This is a genomic window from Streptomyces sp. NPDC090994 (assembly GCF_044768905.1).
Lineage (GTDB): Bacteria > Actinomycetota > Actinomycetes > Streptomycetales > Streptomycetaceae > Streptomyces.
On sequence record NZ_JBIVWS010000020.1, the window covers coordinates 56,499 to 74,754 of the forward strand.

An 18,256-nucleotide genomic window follows, 5' to 3' on the forward strand; every position below is an offset into this window, starting at 1 on the left:
GATCACCACCGGTCCACGAGGACGTCGCGGTCGGCCGGGTTCCCGGCGAGGGCATCGAGCAGCTGCCGGTTGACCCGCGGCAGCAGATACTTGCCGCCGAACTCCTCCAGGGACACCCACTCGAAGCCGATCTGGATCGGGTCGGGCGGATCGGACTTGCGCGGGGTGGTGTTTTCGTCGATGAGTTCGGCGAGGAAGTTGTGCTGGGTCTTGTGGACGGTGCCGAACTCTTCGTTGTACTGCTCGGGGACGTACTCGACGACGAACAACAGCCGTGAGGTGCGCACCCGCAGGCCGGTCTCCTCCTTGACCTTGCGCACGACCGCGTCGCGCAGCGGCTCGCCCACCCTCGCCTTGCCGCCGGGCAGGTTGTAGTGGAAGCCGGAATGGTCGTCGTAGGACATGAGCAGGATGCGGCCCTGGTGGACGATCGCGGCCTTGACCGACACGCTGATGCGGGGCAGAGGTGTCATGGCGCGGTGTTCCTTCCCTCGTCGAGCCCGCCGCGGCCGACTGCCCGGCGGATGCTGGTGGTGCGGGCTGAAGCAGAGCGAAAGGCTGTGGAGCGGCGGAGCCTGGCACCTTCTACAGGCAGGCGCGGGCGGTCGGGTCAGCGATCTGGAGGAGGTCGGCGACGTCGGCCAGTGGTGTTCCGCCGGCAGTGAAGGAGCCGGTGGTCTGGAAGGAGGCTGCGGCGCGGCGCATGGCGGCGAGCGCGGCGCGCGAGAGCTGGTTGGCGTAGATGGCCAGGGCGATTCCGGCCGCGCCGAGATCGTCCGGGGCCAGGTGCGGAAACGCGGTTGGGACGGTCACCAGCGGTACCGCGCCCGGCCAGGCGGCTGCCGTGGCCAGGGCTTGCTGCCCGGTGGGGTCCTTGGAGTGGATGAGCACCGCGTCCGCGCCGCAAGCCGCGTACGCGGCGGCCCGCTCCACTGCCTCCGCTACACTCCCGCCGCAGATCAGGGCCTCGGTCCGCGCGATCAGGGCTGACCGGGTGCCGGCGACATCGCGCATCGCGGAGAGCTGTTCGGTCACCGTCTCGATGCGGGCGAGCGACTGGCCGCGGTGCAGGGCGAAAGAGTTGACCTTGGGGTAGGCGCTGTCCTCCAGGCAGAGGGCGGCGGCTCCGGCGCGGGTGAGGTCTCCGGCGAACCGGCGGGCCGTGGCCGGTGTGCCGCCGGCGTTGTCGATGTCCACGATCACCGGCAGCGCCGCCGTACGTGTGAGGGCGAGGACGGTGTCGGCCAGGTCGCGCGGTCCCAGCACGTTCTCGTCCGGCAGCCCCAGGGCCGTGGAGACCTCCAGCCCGGACACCCACAGGGCGTCGAAGCCGGTCTCCACGGCGACCCTGGCGGCCACCGCACTCGCGGCGCCGATCGCCCGCAGCGCACGGCGGGCGCCCGCCGCGGCGGTGAGCCGCGCAGCGAGCGGGGCTATGCCGGCCTCGGTGGGAGTGGTCACGATGTGGCTCCTTCACGGTCGGGCAGCAGGCCGTGCTGGTCCAGGGCCTTCCAGGCGGTGTGCAGGACGGTGGCGCGGTCCTGCGCTGCGTTGATGCGGACGACCTCTCCCAGAGCGGGGAACACGCCAGGAGTGCCGACCACGGACTGATAGACCTCCCGGACCCTGGCCTGAACCTCCATCACGTCCCAGTCGGGGCGAGTGGCGTCCCCCGGGCGGTCGGCAGCCCGTTCCATCGCCGTCTCCGGCGTGATGTCCAGGACGAGCGTGAGGTCGGGCACCAGGCGGAGCTGCTCGGTGAGACGGGCATACGTCTCCTTCGGGGCGCGGTCGTGCTTGACCGCGAAGAAAGCCAATTCGGACAGCAGCCACCGGTCCGCGATGACCGGCCGGGTCGGCAGGCCAGGGGCGATCAGTCGGTCGGCGGTGGCCTGTTTGTCTGCCGCGAGTGCCGCCAGGTAGCGGTCCCGGTTCTCCTCGGTGGGCTGGTACTTGCCCTCCACCAGATCCAGCGCGACTGCCGCGTCGAGGAAATTGGTTGTCAGCACGGCGAGCGGCGTGATGCGGAACAGGCCCTCGAAGAGGCGGAACAAGCCCTTGCGGAGGGTCGTCTTGCCGGTGCCGTCCAGGCCCTCGACGACGATAAAGGGGTAGCGGTCCATCGGCTTACTCCACCTGCCCCGCGCCGGTGCCCCCGGCGTACTTCGTGAACCGGCCACGCCACGGGATCGACGTCGATACCAGGTCGGCCAGCCGCAGCTCGCCCAGCTCGTCCAGCAACTCGGGAAGTCGGCTCTCGACGACGATGCTCTCGGTGATCGCGCGGCAGTAGGCCATGCGCACGGCCTCGTCCGCCGAAGCGGTGCGCAGCTGTTCGGAGAGGATCCGCTGGGCGGTGCCGAGGGCCACGATGCTCGTCGCGCCCTGCAGCGTCTTCAGAGTGATCGCGGTATCGACGGGCTGGAGGGAGGTGTGGTGGACGCCGAGGTGACGGATGACAGCGAACGCGCCTGTCCACCAAGCCGACGCAGTGCACACAGCGGCCACCGCAGCGCGGACAACCGGATCGGTGACGCCCCTGAGCAGGGTGTCGGCGACCTGGTCGGCGCTCACCGCCAAGGGGTTCGTCCCGGCTTCGATGGTTCCGTATTCGGCCGGCAGGTGCAGCCAGTGCTGAAGTCCGGCCTGGTCGATCACCGCCTCGGCCAGCGGGTCGGCGAGCGGGGCGGGGCGCGCGGTCAGCGCGTTCGGCGTGAACGAGGCGGTGCTGCTGGGCGGTGCGAGGAGTTGCTCGCGCAGTTGCGGCAGGTGCAGGGCCAGGCGCTGGACCTGCAGTCCGTCGACGAGCGTCTCCCAGGACGCGTACAGGTTCGGGCCGGATGGGGAGAGGGCCACACGGGCTCCTTTCTCGGGGATGAGGACACCCCTACTGGAAGTGTCAGAACCGGGCGCGACACAGCGCCCGCGATCACGGCGCACGGCCGCGTGCAGCCCGGGCAACCGGAGACCGAGACCGGGCAAACGGTCCTGATTCTCGGTTCTGCGGGAGGACGCCACCGAAGTACGAGAGCACGCGACCCCGGTGACCTGGGCGCCGTGGGCCGGCGCGAGACAGACGGCGTGATGGCCGGCCCCGGAACCGATGCCCAGGACGCGGCGGTCGCTGATGTCACCGAGGATGTGAGCGCCCGGTCCGACACCTTTCCAAGGCGTCCAGAACATCTGATCAGGAACCGGCGGCATGTAGGCGCGCGCCAGTTGTCTCTGGCCGTAGAGCGTCCCGGCCTGCGCGTTGATGACCTCCATGGGCATGGTGCCTCCTGCGTAGGTGCGGCTGCGGTCAGGTGTGCGTGATGAGGCAGGCCGGTCCCTCGCCGCGCCGGGCACGCTCGATGGCGTCGAGCCGGGCGAAGGCGCGCGGTGCCATTAGCTTCTGCCAGGCGGTGAGGTCGTGGACGGCCCACATGTCGTGCTCGGCGGGATCGAGTCGAATTCGGCCGAGCTGGTCTGCGGTCAGTTGCCCTCCGTCGAAGATGAACCCCACCTTGTTCAGCGGCTGGGCCGGTCCGGCGTGCAGGAAGTGCGTCAGGAGCAGTCTCGGCGTGTCCAGAGTGAGGTCGAGGCCGGTCTCTTCAACCGCTTCACGCCGGGCTGTCTCGAGCGGGTCCTCGCCTTGGACATCGAGGTTGCCGCCCGGGAACTGCCAGAGCCGCGAGCCGTAGACCGAGCGCAGCTGGACCGGCCGGTCGTGCTCGTCGCGGACGTACAGGCACCCGTACACCGTGTGGTGGGGGACGGTCTGCGCGTACTGCGTGGGTGTCATCGGCAGCGGGCGGCCCGGACGCGCAGGGCGGTGGTCGAATTCGAGGGCGAGGACGCCGAAAGCTTCCTGCGCTGGCGGGTAGATGCTGCGGAGGCGGGGGAGCAGTTCTTCGGGCGGCCCGTCCGGGTCGATGCTCGTCGGCTTCTCCGAGCCGAGCAGATCCTCGAAGGTGGGGTAGTGGGTGATCCGCTGCACGATGACGTCGAGTTCCCGGCCCGTGTCCCGGTCGTGGAAGACGACCGTGTCGCCGGCTGCGACAGCTTGCCTCTGCGGAGTGGCCACCCTGACCTCGATCGTCTTGCGGCCTGCTTCCACTTGCCGGTAGTGCCGCGGGAGCAGGTGCATGTGGTGCTCTTGCGGTTCATCTTCCGCCGCCGGACTAGGGACGGTTGAGACCGCCTGAGGGGTGTCGTCAGGCACGTGTGCCTCCGATCGATGCTGTGGCTGGTCCGTTGCTGTCAGGGGGCCCGCGCAAGACAAACGGGAGCGGCGGTTCACCCGGCGCGGCCCGGTCGTTCGTGTCAGCTCAGCCGCATCCCCTCCGCAAGGGCTTCCGAAGGTGGGACGGGAGAGATCACGTGGCTCTGCCTTTCACAACGGTGGACGGGCGCGCTGAGGGGCGGTACCGGCGGCCTTCGGCGTAGCCGGTGTTCCAGTCGTTCGGTGTCGCGGACACGAGAAGGCCGGTCCTTCCGGGAGGCGGTTGGCGGGGGCGACTGCGGTGCCGGTTGTCCGGCAGGGGACCGGGCTGCCGGGTCAGTCCCAGCCCATGGCGGTGTAGGCAGTGCCGCGGGAGATGCCGTCCAGGGCGGTGCGGGTGTAGTCCACCGTGGGATCGGGCAAAGCGGTCAGCGGCCAGAAACGCCACTGGGTGCACCGGTCGGGTTCCAGGACGGCCGGCTTCCCCTGCCAGCGCGAGGCGGCGAAGAAGAGCTGGAGGCGAGGGACAGGGCTGGTGGGTCCCAGGAGGTCGACGGTGTGGACGAGGGTGAGGTCGCTCTCGGTGATGATCAGTCCGGTCTCCTCCGCGGCCTCCCGGACGACGCAGGCCATGGCCGACTCGCCTGCCTCGCGGTGTCCGGCCGGCACGTGCCAGGTCGACGGCGCGTAGGCGCTGTCGGGGTGGCGCTTGCCGAGCAGGACGGTCCCGTCCTGAATGAGGACGAGGTGGGCGCCGACGACGCTGCGCTCCCGGTGCGTGCCTGGCTCCCGGACTCGTACGACGGGCAGCCGGCCGGTGGCGTCGCGGCGGGGGTGCGGGGCGGCCTGGTGTGCGGCGATGACGGCCGCGGTACCGGGGTCCATGGTCAGGTGGGCGGTTTCGGCTGCGTGCGTCCACCGCAGTTGGATGCCCTCGTGCAGAGGGATCTCGTGCGCGGGCCGGTTCAGGGTGCCGAGGTAGACCAGGACCTGGTCCACAAGTGCGCCAGCCAGGTCGAAGGTCTCCACGGTGAGGAAGGGGACCAGGCCGGGGATGGTGAGACCGGCTTCTTCCATCAGTTCGCGGGCGATGGCCTGGTCGCACGGCTCGCCGGGCTCGGTGCCCCCGCCCAGCAGCCCCCAGTGCCCAGGACGCCAAATTGGTTTGTTCGCGTCACGCAAGTGCAGGAGATACCGGCCGGCGTCATCGACCAACAGGGCCGCTGTGCCGGGATGACTGGCCAGCTGGTGGGGGAGCGAGGCGGTGCCGGATACGTTGACGGTCATGACAAGGTGCCTCTCGTGTGATGGACACGGCGGTCGGTGAGGTGCGTGCTGTGCCGCTTCTGCGAGGCACGTGCGGGAGGTCCGAAGCGGCGGGTTCCCTCTCGTCGGCGTGTGGGAAGCCTGGGGGAGGATCACCGGTCGTCACTCGGCTCGCCTCCGGTGCGCTGCTGCAATTCCCACAGGGAACGGAACAGTCCGGGTTCGCTGGTGAGTTGCGCGTATGTGCCTTCCTGTACGATCCGTCCCTCGTCGAGGACGATGATCCGGTCGGCCACGGCGACATTGGCGAGCCGGTGGGTGATCAGCAGGACGGCCCGGTCCTTGGCCAGGTCCCGCAGGCCGGTGAAGATCCGGTGCTCCGCCCGTGCGTCCAGGGCGGCGGTGGGTTCGTCCATGACCAGCAGGGCCGCCTGCCGGTGGAAGGCGCGGGTGAGGACGACGCGCTGCCACTGTCCGCCGGAGAGCTGCTGCCCGCCGAACCACTCCGAGGTCAGCAGTGTGTCGAGTCCCGAGCGCAGGCCGGGCAGCAGGTCGGACGCGCCGGACGCCTCGCAGGCGGCGAGGACGGCGGAGTCCGTGGTGTCACCCTGTCCGAAGGTGATGTTGTCGCGCAGGGTCAGCGGAAGGTAGGTGTACTTCTGCGGGGCCAGCGCGACGTGACGCCACGCCTCCCACGGCGCCAGCCGGTCGGTGGCCGTGTGGTCCCAGGCCACCTGGCCGGAGGTGGGCAGCAGCAGGCCGCACAGCAGCCGGGACAGCGTGGACTTGCCCGAGCCGTTCTCCCCGACCAGCGCCACGATCTCCCCGCGCCGTACCTGCAGCGACACGTCGCTGAGGCTGTCCGTGTCGGCGCCGTCGTAGCGGTAGGTGACCTCGCGGACCTCGAACCGCTCCGGCGCCCTGGGCAGCGTTGCGGTGCCCCGCGAGGCCGTCATGGCCTGCCCGTGGGCGTTGTCGAGGAAGTTCTGCCAGTCCTGGACGTACCAGCCGGTACGGACCAGGCGTGCGCCTGCGTTGATGATGCCGCGCACGGACGTGGTGGCGGTCTGCAGCGCGAAGACCGCGCCGCCTCCCGCGGCGAGGTCCATGCGGCCGGAGGCCAGAAGCCACAGCAGCGCCGCCCACACCGCGGCCGAGGCCACTCCGCCGGCGAGCGCGCCGGCCAGCCCCATCCACACGCCCCGGTCGGCGGCCTTGCGCTCGGCGGCGTTGACCGAGGCGGCCAGCCGCCGGTACCGGGCCAGCAGGAAGGGACCCGCCAGACAGGCCCGCATCTCCTCGCTCGACTCCATGTACGCCATGTGCCAGCGCAGCTTGTACAGCATGCGCCGCCGCCCCGAGGTCTCCAGCGCCGCGAGGTACAGCTCACGGGCCGCCCGAACATAGGCGGCGGCCTGCGGCAGACACGCTACGAGGAGCAGGGGCAGGAGGGCCGGGTGGAGCACGGTGAGCACGGTCGCGCCGGCGGCGAGCGTCGCCGTGGCGGCCAGCACGTCCTGGGTCTCGGTCACCAGGTCGGGAGTGACCTGGGCACCACGGTCGGCGATGTCGTAATAGTCGTTGTAGCCGGGCTTGTTGTTCGCGGCCAGCTCCGCGCCGAGCGCCGCCTCGATCATCGTCAGCTCCGCCGCCCGGGCCAGCACCGGCCGCAGCCGCCCCGTCAGCCACGTCACGATGATCCCCAGCAGCGCGCGCAGCCCGGTGGCCCCGGTGATCACCGCCAGCTGCGGAGCCGCCTCCCACAGTCGGTCACCCACATCGCCGGAGGAGACCAGCGCGGTGATCGTCCCGGTCACCGCGAGCAGCCCCAGCGCGGCGAGCACCCCAGTGGCCACCTGGCACGCCAGCAGCCCCATCGTCGCGCCCCGGTCCACCCGCCACGCCATCTTCAGTGACCGCAGGACCAGGGCGGGCAGCCGCCGGGCCATCGTGCCGGTCGTCATCTGCGCGCCGGCCTTCAGCCGGGAGGGATCGCGGTACAGGTATTCCTCGTCCTGGGCGCTGCTGTCGTTGCCGGCGTGCGTGTCTGCGATATCGGGATCGGAAGTCGGCTGTTGTTGAGTGCGGGGCGAAGTCAACGTGGTCCCCCTGAAGAAACTGGTGGCCTGCTCGTGAGGGTCAACGACACGACCCGGCTGGCGAAAGCACGCGTTTCGGCCGGGTCGGGCAGCTTGCGTGGGGATGCGTGGGGCGGAGTCGGTCGTCACCGGCCGTTGTGCACGGATCCAAGCTCGTCTGCACGGGTGGTGCCGACGCTGTGCGGTGGCTGGAGTCAGGGCACTTACGAGAGGATGCGGTGCACTTCGGTCAGGGTGAAACGGGCGACCACCATCGCGTGGTCCGTCACGCGCCGGACGTCCCCCGAGTCGACGACTTCGACGCTGCGCAGCGCGGGTACCAGGTCCGGTGTGGCGAGGAGGGTGTCGATGCGCTGTGGTGGTCCCTGATCGGTGCGCCGCAGACTGGCCGTGGGCTTCAAGGCGTCTGGCTGGTTCAAGGCGGTGCCCGCATGGTGGGCGAGGTCGATGAAGATTCCCTTGCCTCCGGTGAGGATTTCACTGGGCCGGGTGTCGGGGACGCGGGCACCGTTTCGCTCGATGGTGCGCTGCTGGTAGTGGACGGGATCTTCGATCTTTTCCCAGCCGATGGGCTCGGTCATGATTTCGTCGGCTGCCCGGTGGGGGTAACTGTTGGCGTCCATTCCGATGAGGGCTGTGCGGCCGTGGTCCGCTAGATCGGTCAGCCGGGCGGCCTCTACCGCGCGCAGTTCGGGGGAGAAGTGGCACAGGTGAGCGGATGCCAGCTGGAGCGGCTTGGTGCAGCCTTTGAGACGGACCTGTAGGTGGCAGATCTGTTTCCATGGCAGGTCGTGATCGGTGTGTGCGTCCATTTCGAAGAGTCGAGGGTCGAACATCACTCCGACTGGTTTGCGGCTGCGTCCGTCCTTCGGGGCGGACATGTAGGCGCTCAGGCCGCCGAGCGCCTTGGCCTCTTCATACAGGTCCCTTTTACCGTTGCTCCACGCGTCGGCTAGCTCCTGCCGGAATACTATGTGTGGCTGATACCGGGCCATGATGCGATGTGCCAGAAGACGGTTTTCCTCGTTACCTTCGCGTCCCCTCCCGTTGCGTTCGAGATTCCAGCAGATGAGCCTCAGTTCGTCGTCAGTGTTCAAGTATCTCTCCTTTACGCGGTGTCGGCGGGGTGATTTCTTCGGTCGAGGGCACGACGGGGGAGGCAAGGGTTCAAGATCTGCCCGTTCGGTCGTGGCAGGATCGACTGGAACGAGTACTTTCACTAGCCTGGCCGGCTTCTTCGGAATTGGGTTCCGCTGATCTCCGTCCAAGTTTTTTGTTGTCGTTCGGAATGTAATAGCCAACGCCGGAATGATAGGCGAGCAGACCCTCTTCATTCAATTCGCAGAGGATGTGAAGGACGTGTTCTTCGAGCAGGTTCAGGCGGAGAGAAAGGTCAACGGAGGAGATGACGTGTCCTGGCGGATAGGTTCCATCGGCGGCACCGGTCCGGATGGTGTTCTTCAGTCCGGTCGCCTTGTCTCTGCCTGTAAGCGCGCGGCCATTGGGCGACTTCGGTACGTCGTTGGCGTTACGCCGGGCTCGGATCGTCTTGGGCGTTTGTATCGCTAATTCAAGATCCCATCCGTAGAAATACCGGGTGTATAACACTCGGTGGTCGACGAGGCATCGGGGATCCCGTACCCACTCTGCCAGGGAGCGCTGTTCGCCGAAGGCGAGCAGTTTCGCTCGGCCGGGTTTGCGGCGTACAGGAGGGCGCAACAAGTTTTCCGGCGGCATCTCGGCCACTGATGGGGAGACGATTCTGGTGTTGGCGTTGCGAAGTTTCAGCAGCCCCTGCTCCTGCATGGCTCGCAAGGCTTTGCGGACTGTCGCATCGGACACCTTGAATTCGTCTGCTAGGGCGCGAATAGACGGGAAGCGATCTCCAGGCTTGTAGAAGCCCTTGTGGAGCTGATGTTTGAGCACCATTTCTATGTGCATGTCGTGGGGGAGGTTCGGCTGGTCGCCTTCTGGACTCCACGACTTTCCTTTGATGCATACCCGTATGCCTACGCGCGGGCGGGACTCAAGAAGCCCTTCCTGGCGGAGCGTGACAACGGCTGGGACTGAGACATGGGGGGTTTGGTGCATTGCCAGACTAAATTCCTCGGCCAGTTGAGCGTGGCTGAAAGTGTGGCCCGGCGGCCATTCTCCGGTCTGTATGCGCATGCGCAGGATATCCGCCAGTTGCCGTGCCTTTTCTCTGGCCGGTCCGGTCAGTGTCCGTTCCTTTGGTGGTTGCTCGTCGAGAGCGCGGCGCTGCTCGGAGTCACGGCGGCTGTTTGTGTTCGAAAGGGTGGCCTGCTGCGACTTCACGTTACTCATTGGCTGTACCGCCCACTGCCGTTGAGGACGGGCTGGCGGGGCAGGGGCACGGAACAGTCGATCAGTGATGTGAGCCCTGGCCGCAGCTCGGCCGCGAGTTCGAGGCGTGCCACTCGTTCGCCGTCGGTTCCGGGACCCGTGCCGCGAACTGTCCAGCCCATATCCTCCAGGCGGTCGAGGAAGGGGCGTATCGGGTCGATGCTCAGGTCGCGGCGAGCGAGGGCCTCCGCACGGACGCAGGGCAGGTTGAGTCGGGCGGCGTGGTCGGAGGCCCACAGGGTGATCAGGCGCACGGCGTCGTCCGGGTGGGCTGGGAGCGTGTGCACGTGGCCGAGAAACAGGGACGGTCCACCGTCGCGGCCCCAGTGCCCCAGAGCGGGGTCGGAGTCCAAGATCAGGCACGCCAGCAAGACATCGTCCTCGAACAGGCCCGCCGTTTTGCGGCACGCACTGCTTGCCTCCCGGTACACGTCGGGGATGTCCGGACGCATCGGTACGGGCAGGCCACGCAGGGTGAGCCAGCGCAGGCGGTCCTCGACGAGCGCGCCGGCCTCGGTCCGCTCGGCATCGGTGAGAAGCAGGCGCATCTCGTACGGGGCAGCCACCGGCGGCGTGCGCTTGAACCTGGAGGTGGTGTTGCTCATCGTGCCGCCCCTGTTGCGGTGCTGCTGTGGCCGGCGTTCAACAGGTCCCATGCGTGGGCCAGGACGATGAGCTGGGTGACGTCCCTCGCCCTGGTCTTGGCAAGTAGTGCGTTGAGGGCGGAGGGGAGATATGCGGGCGCGATGCCGGAGGCGTTGGCGATGTCGGCGGAGTTGCTGTTCTCGGCGACGGCCTTCAGCAGCCGGTGCTCCTGGAGACGTAGTTCCGGCGCCGGCCGGCCCGTTGCGGGAGGCGGCAGCTGTCGGGTGGCGAGAAGGGCGTGCACGATGACCGGCGGCTTGCTGCGGGGCGGGCAGTTCAGGTGCTCGCGGAGTTGACGCAGGTAGTGGCGGATGGTCTCCGCTGTAAGGCACGTCTTGGCGGCGATGTCGCGGGGGGCGGTTCCGTCCACGAGGTGCTGGGCGACGCGGAGCAGGGCCGGCGGCAGGGGGGTGAGGGGAGAGTTGGTCGTCATGTCGAAGGTCCAAGCTGATGTCCGGCGCGGAGGTCTGCCGTCACCGGCGAGGCGGCGGCGGGGGCCTGCAGCTGCGGGCGGGGGGTGGTGTGGAGAAGGTGGAGGTCGCGGACGAGGGCGCCCAGGCAGGCTGAGCGCCAGGTCCGCTCCCACTCGGCCGTGGGTTGTGCGGTCAGCGCGGTGACGGCCGTCTGCCGGAGCAGGGCCTGCATGTCCCGGTGGCCAAAGGGCCGGGTGATGGCCTGGTCCACCAGGCCGGCGCAGGCGGTGATCAGGGTGGTGAAGTGGACGTCGACTTCCCGGCGCGGTGGGAAGGCCCGGCTGGACCACCAGGCGTGGGTCTGCCGGCAGGCGGCCAGGACGGTCTCGGCGGTCGGCGGCGGGCCGGGTGCGGCACGCTCACGCAGTTCGCGGGTGAGGCCGTCAAGGTCCGGTGGATTCGCCACGGGGAACGGCAGGGTGGTGCGGACCACAGGGCGTCTGCCGTGGCGGACCGCCAGCACCTGCTGGTCGGCCAGCAGACGCAGGGCGCTGACCACGTCAGGTGTTGAGGAGACCAGGCTCCGGGCCAGCGTCTGCAGGCACGGCAGGGCCGTGCCGGGCGGGTAGACGCCCGAGCGGATGAGGAAGCGCAGCCAGACCGCGATCTGCTCCGGTCGGCTCTGGGTGACCGTGCTGCCGGTCACCCGGGTCCGTCGGGACGGGCTGATGGTGACCAGTCCTTCGCACTGGAGGTCTTGCAGGGCCAGCTCGACGCGTTCGAGGGTGGTGGCGGCGGTGTCCTGGGCGACGCGGCGCAGGGGCAGCGTGCTTCCGGAGGGGTAGTCGCCGTCGTGGATGGCGCGGCGTATTCTCTCGGCGATCTCGTGGACGCCGGGACCGGGCCGCTCGGCTTCCATCAATGCGCGCAGCAGACGTCGTGCCGCGCTGACGAGCAGGACCATGTCGGGCTGCGGCAGGATGCAGTCCTTGGTGGCCGGGCGGCTGGCTTCCTGGATGTTCGTGCGCCACCGTGCCTGGTCGCAGGGAGAGTGCTCCGCCTCCCTCAGTCGCTGCTGGGCCAGCGGCAGCCACGGGTCGATCGCAGCCCATACGGTCTCGCGGTCCCGGGCGAGGCCGGCCGGGGTCTGGCCGGTGAACCGAGCGGACTTGCTGTGCAGGGAGTGAAGCGCGCGGCGGAGTTCGCGGTAGCGGCTCTCCGCCAAGCCGGTTGCCGCGGAAGCCGGGGTGAGGGCGGGCCTGGTCATGCCGTTCCTCCGGCACCCGTGGGGCCCGCTGACCGGTCGGCACCGGTGGTGGTGCCGTGGTCTTCGCCGGCGGGGCGCAGGCGTTGGGTCAGGCTCTGGGCCTGGTCGAGGGTCAGGTCGAGTGTGATGAGGTCGGGGGAGTGGGCGCATTCCGGGGTTGCTGCCGTGTGGACGGTGCTCCCTACGGTGCCGGTCACCAGCCACTGGAGCCGCTCGGCGAGCCGGCGCATCCCGCGAGGACGGTCCAACGTGAGCCCCGCGTCGATGCCGGCGGCACCGAGCCGGTCTGCGAAGCGGACCGTCGTACTCAGGTCGTCGTCGGCCAACGTGACCTCGATGGTGCTCGTTCCCTGCAGGCGGACGTGGTGGGGCAGCCCGTGGGCGGACAACAGCTCGGCCAGGTTGTCAGCCGTGGTGTGGGCGCGGATGCGCGGCTCCAGCAGGACGGCGACGAGCCGGTGGATCGCGGTGGCCGTGGGTAGCGTGAGGACGATGTCGTACGCCTCGTTGAAGGTGGCGGTGCCGTCGATGCCGGCGCTGGACAGCCAGGTGGTGGCGGCCTCGATGGTGCGGTCGAACGGCGTCTGGCTGCTGAGCATCGTGAGCTGGAGTGCTGCGCCGTCGGCTGCCAGGTTGGCCCGCGCCGCGAAATGCGCCCGGTGGAGCGCGCCTTCGAGGTGCTGTTCCAGCGCGGCGGCCGGTTGCGGTGCTGTGGGCGGTGCCGACTGGGTCCTGGTGGTCACGGGTGTCTTCCTCGGCTGCGTTGACGGTCGGGTAGGGAGGGGTGTCGTCGGCCCTCGCGAGGGACGAGGGCCGACGACACCGGCCCGCACGCGGCGGTGTGGATGCACGGGGTTGCCGTGTGCGGGGGCTTATGCGGCGGTGGGGCCGGGGTGGGCCCAGGTTGTTTCGGCGGCGAGGCGTTGGGACCACTGGACGTGGGCCTCGCCCAGGGCGGCGTCGGCCAGGCGTATGCGCTGGACTTCCCCGGTGCCGGCGGGTGGGTAGGTGTGCTGGATGTCGCGCCACGGCCGCTGGAGCGGGTAGTCGGTGTCCAGGGCCTGGGCGCCGTGCAGTTCCATGGCGTCCTGGACGGACTGTGCGGCCCACTGGTGGCCGAGGTACTTGGCGTTGATCAGGTCGGCGTCGTCGCAGGGCAGGCCCTCGTCGAGGAGGTGCACGGCCTGGTAGGCCAGGATCCGCGCGGCCCGCAGGCGGGCCTCCATCTCGCCGATGCGGTCGCGCAGGGCGGGCAGGTCGGCCAGCGAACCGCCGTAGCGCGGGCGGGTGGTGAGGTAGGCGGTCGTGGTGGTGACGGCGGCCTCGTGGATGCCGAGGCTGAGGGCGGTCAGGTTGGGGCGGCCGTAGAGGATGCTGCTGCCCTGGGCCACGTGCAGGCCCTGGCCGACTTCCCCGACGATGTTGTCTGCGGGGACGCGGACATGGTCGAGGTCGAGGCGGCCGGCGGAGAAACCGTGCAGACCGAGTCCCGGCCGGTGGCCGGCCACGGTCAGCCCCTTGCGGTCGGACTCCACGAGGAACGCGGTCAGCGCCTGCGAGCTGGAAACCCCGGCTTCGGCGGTGCGTGCGACGACGAGGTGGGCGCCGGCGAGGTGGCTGTTGCCGATGTGGACCTTGCTGCCGGTGATCACCCAGTGTTTGCCGTCCCAGGTAGCGGTGGTTTCGATGCCGCCGATGTGCCCGCCGGCGGACGGCTCCGTCACAGCGATCGACAGCAGCAGCGAGCCGTCCGCCACCCGCGGCAGCCAGCGCGCCTTCTGCTCGTGGGACGCGAAGAGGGACAGACCGCCGACCGGGATCAGCGTGGCCTGCAAGATGGCCGCGGCAGCCGCCGAGACGCGGGCGATGCGGTGGACCAGCACGGTCTTGGCGACGTGACCGGCGCCCAGCCCCCCGAAGCCGGCGGGGACGGTGACGGCGAACCAGCCGCGCGCCGCCATCAGCTCCGCGACCTTGCGCTCCACCCTGCCGGGAGCGGCTTCCATCCGCGCGGTGCGCGGTGCGACGTGTTCGGCCGCGAACGCGTCGGCCTCCTGCCACAGCAGTTCGTGACGGGCGGTGAGGTAAGGGCGCAGCGCCGGGGGCGGCGTGGTCGGCGTGGCGGTCATGGTCGTCTCCCTCTCCCTGGGCGGTAGTCGCACGGTGGGGCGGCCGGGGATCCGTGGGGCGGTTCCCGGGCGTGGGTGGCGAAATCGGGGTCAGCGCGAGGGGGCGCGGGTGCGGGCGATGTGCCGCATCACCTGGTTGCCGGTGTCGATCACGATGTCCCGCAGGCGGCGGGCGTCATCCAGGGACCGCTTGTCGGGGTCGATGACGCACACCGTGCCCAGGGTGATGCCGCTGGAATGGATGAGGGGGGCGCCGAAGTAGGAGCGGATGCCGACCGCGTCGACGACGTGGTTGCCGCTGAAGCGGGGACTGGCGTGGACATCGGGCAGCGGCAACGCCTTCTGGCGGGCAACGACCTCCGGGCACCAGCCGTGCTCCAGACTCATGGTGCGGCCGACGATGACGTATCCGCTGTCCGGGGGCGGCTGGTGCAAACCGATGAACGTCTGCTGTTCCAGGAAGAGGTTGACGAAGCCGTACAGGAAGCCGGTCCGCTCGGTCAGGTCCTCGGCGAAGTGGTCGAAGTCCTGGTGCGCGCTGGTGGGCAGGCCCAGGCGCTGGATCAGGTCATGCCGTGCATGGAGTTCGGCATGCTGCTGCGCGGGTGGCCTGCCAGGCTGGGACCGGGTGGTGGACAGCCGAGCGGGGGAGTCGGCCAGGCGTCGGGGCAGGAGCATGGTGGGCCTGTCCGTGACAGGGGGAGGGAAGGCCGGAGGCTGGTGGGTCATGAGACGTCCTGGAGGGCGGTAGGGGAGACGGGGTGCGGGAGGCCGGCCGGTGCCCTCGTGAGGGCCTGGCTAATCAGGGTGAGCAGGACTCCGGCGACGTGGTTCGGGTGCCGGGCGTCGCAGGTGACGACCGGGACACGGTCGGTGAGTTGGAGGGCGGTGCGGACCTGGTCGGGGTGGTAGCGGTGTGCGCCGTCGAACTCGTTGACGGCGACGACGAAGGGCAGGCCGAGGTCCTCGAAGAAGCTGACGGCGGTGAAGCTGCTGTCCAGGCGGCGGGTGTCGACGACGACGACCGCGCCGACCGCGCCCCGGGCGAGGTCGTACCAGAGGTCCACGAACCGGTCCTGGCCCGGCGTGCCGAACAGCAGCAGCTCCATGGGGACGGGATCGGTCAGGGTGAGGCGGCCGAAGTCGAAGGCGACCGTGGTCGTCTGTTTGGCCTCTACGCCCGCGAGGCTGTCCACCTGGGTGCCGGCCTCGGTCAGGTATTCCTCGGTGCTCAGGGGGGTGATCTCGCTGACGGCCGCGACGGCGGTGGTCTTGCCCACGCCGAACCCGCCGGCGATCACGATCTTCAGCACGGCGGGCACGCCGGAATGCTGCGCCGGGGCGTCGAGAGGCACGGCGGGATCAGCCGGCCTGGGGGTAGGCGATGGCATCGGGCCACTTCCTTCTCAGGCCCGCGGACAGGGCCTCCAGCAACTGGGGGGACGGTCGGGCGCCCTGTTCGGACGGGGTGTAGACGTCGGTGACGGACACGAGGAGGGCGCCCGCGTCCAGGAGGTCGGAGACGAGGATCTTGGCCGCGGTGACGGGCCGGCCGAGCAGGCCCGCCAGCTCCGCCACCGAACGCCGGTGATCCCGGCACAGAGCGACGATCTGCTGGCATTCCTCGGCCTGGCCTGGGCCGGGCCGCCTGGGCCCGGTCTCCAGCACCGTCTCCAGGGCCAGCCGGTGCCGGGGCCGGGTACGGCCGCCGGTGAGCGTGTAGGTCCGTACGAACCCGGACTCCTGCTCCGCGCTGCCGTGTGCGCTCACCGGGGCTCCACACCCGCGGTGCGTACGGGGATGTCCATGTACGGGGCGAACCGGTCGACCAGGCGGCTCATCTCGAAGCCGACGCCGCCGACGTCGGCGTCTGCGGTGGTGATGACGGCCAGGATCGTGTCCACCACTCCGCGCACGTTGCCGGGGTGGTTGGGGAACGCCGAGCTGCTGCCGGCGTTCTGCACGAAGAACAGGCAGTCGTCCCGCTCGATGATGATCTGTCCCGCCGGGCGTTTCGACGAGGTCGGTCCGGTGATGTTCGCCGAGATCGATGCGACTCCGCAGATCGCGGCGGCCAGCTCGTCCGCCCAGTCCTTGTCGACGCCGCTGTCCACCAGCCGGATTCCGTCCCGGGACAGCAGCACGGCGTGCGTGACCCCGGAGGTGTCGGCGGCGAACTGCTCCAAGAATCCGGCCAGGTCGCTGGCCTGGCTGCCCGGCGCGGTGGCGGACGCGGGCAGAGCATGGCTGCCGGTGAGGTGACTGGTCTCGGTCTCACGGGTGGTGGTCATAGGTATCGCTCCAGAAGAGGGGGGAAGGGCCGACGGACGTGGCCGGCCACCGGGAACGGGGGACCGGACGCGTCAGGGCTGGCGCGCGGTGGAGGGCAAAGGCGTGCCCCTGCCGGCTCGCTGACCGCTGCGGAAGGCCGCCGCCAGACCGGGTGTCGCGGCCGGAACCTGCGGCTGTTCCTGTTCGGCCGACGGGCGGAAAGTCCCGGGCCGGCGCTCACGCTGGGGGAGATCCGGCACGTTGTCGTCGGCTGCCCGCGCTCTGACCGGCAGGGGCCGGGCGGCGGGAGAGGCGGAGGAACGCGGCTGGGCTGTTGAGGTGTTGCCGTCCGCCGCCCCGGCCGGGGGCTGGGGGACGGCGTCGCGGAGCGGGCCGCTGGACTCGCGGGTGGGAGTGATCGGGACCAGAAGCTTGGCCGGCACGACCACGAGGGCAGTGGTGCCTCCGGTCGGGTTCTCCTGCAGCCGGACCGCGATCCCGTGCCGCTGGGCGATCTTGGCCCCGACCAGCAGGCCCAGTTGCCCGGCCCGGACCTGGCCGCTGACATCGACCTGGTCAGGCTGGGCGAGCAGACCGTTCATCCGCTCACGCATCTCCGGCGGCATCGGAAGCGCACGGTCCTCCACCTCGATCGCGAGCCCGGCCGACACCCGCTGCGCCCTCACGGTCACCTTGGTGGCCGGGTCGGAGCACTGACACGCGTTCTCGATCAGCTCGGCCAGCAGATGGGTGAGGTCCGGACCCACATGGCCGGGCAGCCCCAGCTCCGCCCCGACGGATCCCGCCGCGACCGCGACACGCGGGTACTGGATCACTTCCGAGACAGCACCGCGCAGCACGAGGGTCACCGAGACCGCCTGCCGCATCTGCCGCAGGGACTGACCGCCCAGGACCGCGGTGCTCTCCACCTGCCGGCGGATCCGGGTCACCAGGTGGTCGATCTGGAAGATCGTGTCCAGCAGCTCCGGGTCGTCGGTCAGGTTTTCCAGCCGACTCAGCGCCTCCAGTGCCTTGCCGACCAGCGCGTGCTCGCGCTGGGCCAGGCGGCGCAGCACTTCCAGCAGGACCATGGACTGCGACGCGTCGTGGACGCGGATCAGTGACGCCACGGCCTGGAACTGCAGTTCGCCAAGGGCGGTCTCGATCCCTGCGGCTGAGCCGGCCGACCGCGGCGCCTGCTGCTGGGGAACCGGCGGTCGCGCTCCGCGGCACAGCTCCTCCGCCGACCACAGCAGCATCTTCTCCGCGGCTGCCACCGCGTCCGAGACCACGGACAGCTCCGCCGCCTGCGCCTTGACGGCCGCCACGTGCACCCTCCCGGCGGCGGCACGGACTTGGAGGACGGCCACCGCAGCCACTGCCGGCAGCCCGCACGCCAGGCCGCTCAGGATCCAGCCATGGGACAGGCCCATCAGCCACAGGGCAAGCGCGGCGCCTGCGAGTGCGGTGAGCAGCAAGAGGGGTATCAGTACGGCCCGGCGGATGTGCAGGAGCTGGGCCCGGTCGCGCTCAGGCCGTCGTCTGCGGTGACCGTGCGAGACCGGCCGGGCGGGGACAACGCTGTCGGACATGAGGAT

19 protein-coding genes are annotated in these 18,256 nt (G+C 70.0%); all 19 read right to left on the reverse strand.

The window, feature by feature from the left end; genetic code table 11:
- Positions 1 to 2: 2 nt before the first annotated feature.
- Positions 3 to 473: an NUDIX domain-containing protein gene (locus ACIQR3_RS30230; protein WP_403543820.1), complete on the reverse strand. Its 471-nt coding sequence runs from the start codon at positions 471 to 473 to the stop codon at positions 3 to 5.
- Between the two features lie 112 nt (positions 474 to 585).
- Complete coding sequence (locus ACIQR3_RS30235) at positions 586 to 1,461, reverse strand: isocitrate lyase/phosphoenolpyruvate mutase family protein (protein WP_403543821.1); 876 nt, start codon at positions 1,459 to 1,461, stop codon at positions 586 to 588.
- On the reverse strand, positions 1,458 to 2,123 hold the full coding sequence (locus ACIQR3_RS30240) for a dTMP kinase (RefSeq protein WP_403543822.1): 666 nt from the start codon (positions 2,121 to 2,123) through the stop codon (positions 1,458 to 1,460). The genes ACIQR3_RS30235 and ACIQR3_RS30240 overlap by 4 nt, the downstream gene beginning before the upstream one ends.
- Positions 2,124 to 2,127: 4 nt before the next feature.
- Positions 2,128 to 3,267: a hypothetical protein gene (locus tag ACIQR3_RS30245; protein ID WP_403543823.1), complete on the reverse strand. Its 1,140-nt coding sequence runs from the start codon at positions 3,265 to 3,267 to the stop codon at positions 2,128 to 2,130.
- A gap of 34 nt (positions 3,268 to 3,301) precedes the next feature.
- On the reverse strand, positions 3,302 to 4,129 hold the full coding sequence (locus ACIQR3_RS30250; protein WP_403543824.1) for an NUDIX domain-containing protein: 828 nt from the start codon (positions 4,127 to 4,129) through the stop codon (positions 3,302 to 3,304).
- A gap of 411 nt (positions 4,130 to 4,540) precedes the next feature.
- Complete coding sequence (locus ACIQR3_RS30255) at positions 4,541 to 5,491, reverse strand: NUDIX domain-containing protein (protein WP_403543825.1); 951 nt, start codon at positions 5,489 to 5,491, stop codon at positions 4,541 to 4,543.
- Between the two features lie 131 nt (positions 5,492 to 5,622).
- Positions 5,623 to 7,569 (reverse strand): ATP-binding cassette domain-containing protein, encoded by a 1,947-nt coding sequence (locus ACIQR3_RS30260; RefSeq protein WP_403543826.1) that lies wholly within the window; start codon positions 7,567 to 7,569, stop codon positions 5,623 to 5,625.
- 203 nt (positions 7,570 to 7,772) lie between these two features.
- Entirely contained in the window at positions 7,773 to 8,666 is an 894-nt protein-coding gene (locus tag ACIQR3_RS30265; protein WP_403543827.1) for an endonuclease/exonuclease/phosphatase family protein, read from the reverse strand.
- A 70-nt stretch (positions 8,667 to 8,736) separates the two neighbouring features.
- The gene (locus ACIQR3_RS30270) at positions 8,737 to 9,885 is read right to left on the reverse strand and encodes a GntR family transcriptional regulator (RefSeq protein WP_403543828.1); all 1,149 of its coding nucleotides are present in this window, start codon (positions 9,883 to 9,885) and stop codon (positions 8,737 to 8,739) included.
- A 5-nt stretch (positions 9,886 to 9,890) separates the two neighbouring features.
- Positions 9,891 to 10,538 (reverse strand): hypothetical protein, encoded by a 648-nt coding sequence (locus tag ACIQR3_RS30275; RefSeq protein ID WP_403543829.1) that lies wholly within the window; start codon positions 10,536 to 10,538, stop codon positions 9,891 to 9,893.
- Positions 10,535 to 11,011 (reverse strand): DNA-binding protein, encoded by a 477-nt coding sequence (locus ACIQR3_RS30280; RefSeq protein ID WP_403543830.1) that lies wholly within the window; start codon positions 11,009 to 11,011, stop codon positions 10,535 to 10,537. The genes ACIQR3_RS30275 and ACIQR3_RS30280 overlap by 4 nt, the downstream gene beginning before the upstream one ends.
- The gene (locus ACIQR3_RS30285; RefSeq protein ID WP_403543831.1) at positions 11,008 to 12,258 is read right to left on the reverse strand and encodes a GntR family transcriptional regulator; all 1,251 of its coding nucleotides are present in this window, start codon (positions 12,256 to 12,258) and stop codon (positions 11,008 to 11,010) included. The genes ACIQR3_RS30280 and ACIQR3_RS30285 overlap by 4 nt, the downstream gene beginning before the upstream one ends.
- Positions 12,255 to 13,001: a hypothetical protein gene (locus ACIQR3_RS30290; protein ID WP_403543832.1), complete on the reverse strand. Its 747-nt coding sequence runs from the start codon at positions 12,999 to 13,001 to the stop codon at positions 12,255 to 12,257. Before ACIQR3_RS30290 ends, ACIQR3_RS30285 begins: the two co-directional genes overlap by 4 nt.
- Before the next feature lie 129 nt (positions 13,002 to 13,130).
- Positions 13,131 to 14,387 carry an acyl-CoA dehydrogenase family protein gene (locus tag ACIQR3_RS30295; RefSeq protein WP_403543833.1) on the reverse strand — a complete coding sequence of 419 codons (1,257 nt, stop codon included), beginning with the start codon at positions 14,385 to 14,387 and terminating at the stop codon, positions 13,131 to 13,133.
- A 90-nt stretch (positions 14,388 to 14,477) separates the two neighbouring features.
- Positions 14,478 to 15,065, reverse strand: a complete 588-nt coding sequence (locus ACIQR3_RS30300) for a GAF domain-containing protein (protein ID WP_403543834.1) — start codon at positions 15,063 to 15,065, stop codon at positions 14,478 to 14,480.
- Between the two features lie 47 nt (positions 15,066 to 15,112).
- A complete protein-coding gene (locus tag ACIQR3_RS30305) occupies positions 15,113 to 15,700 on the reverse strand; it encodes a GTP-binding protein (RefSeq protein WP_403543878.1) in 588 nt (195 codons plus the stop codon).
- A 49-nt stretch (positions 15,701 to 15,749) separates the two neighbouring features.
- The gene (locus ACIQR3_RS30310) at positions 15,750 to 16,157 is read right to left on the reverse strand and encodes a DUF742 domain-containing protein (protein WP_403543835.1); all 408 of its coding nucleotides are present in this window, start codon (positions 16,155 to 16,157) and stop codon (positions 15,750 to 15,752) included.
- Positions 16,154 to 16,678: a roadblock/LC7 domain-containing protein gene (locus ACIQR3_RS30315; RefSeq protein ID WP_403543836.1), complete on the reverse strand. Its 525-nt coding sequence runs from the start codon at positions 16,676 to 16,678 to the stop codon at positions 16,154 to 16,156. Before ACIQR3_RS30315 ends, ACIQR3_RS30310 begins: the two co-directional genes overlap by 4 nt.
- A 72-nt stretch (positions 16,679 to 16,750) precedes the next feature.
- Positions 16,751 to 18,250, reverse strand: a complete 1,500-nt coding sequence (locus tag ACIQR3_RS30320) for a sensor histidine kinase (protein WP_403543837.1) — start codon at positions 18,248 to 18,250, stop codon at positions 16,751 to 16,753.
- Between the last annotated feature and the right edge of the window lie 6 nt (positions 18,251 to 18,256).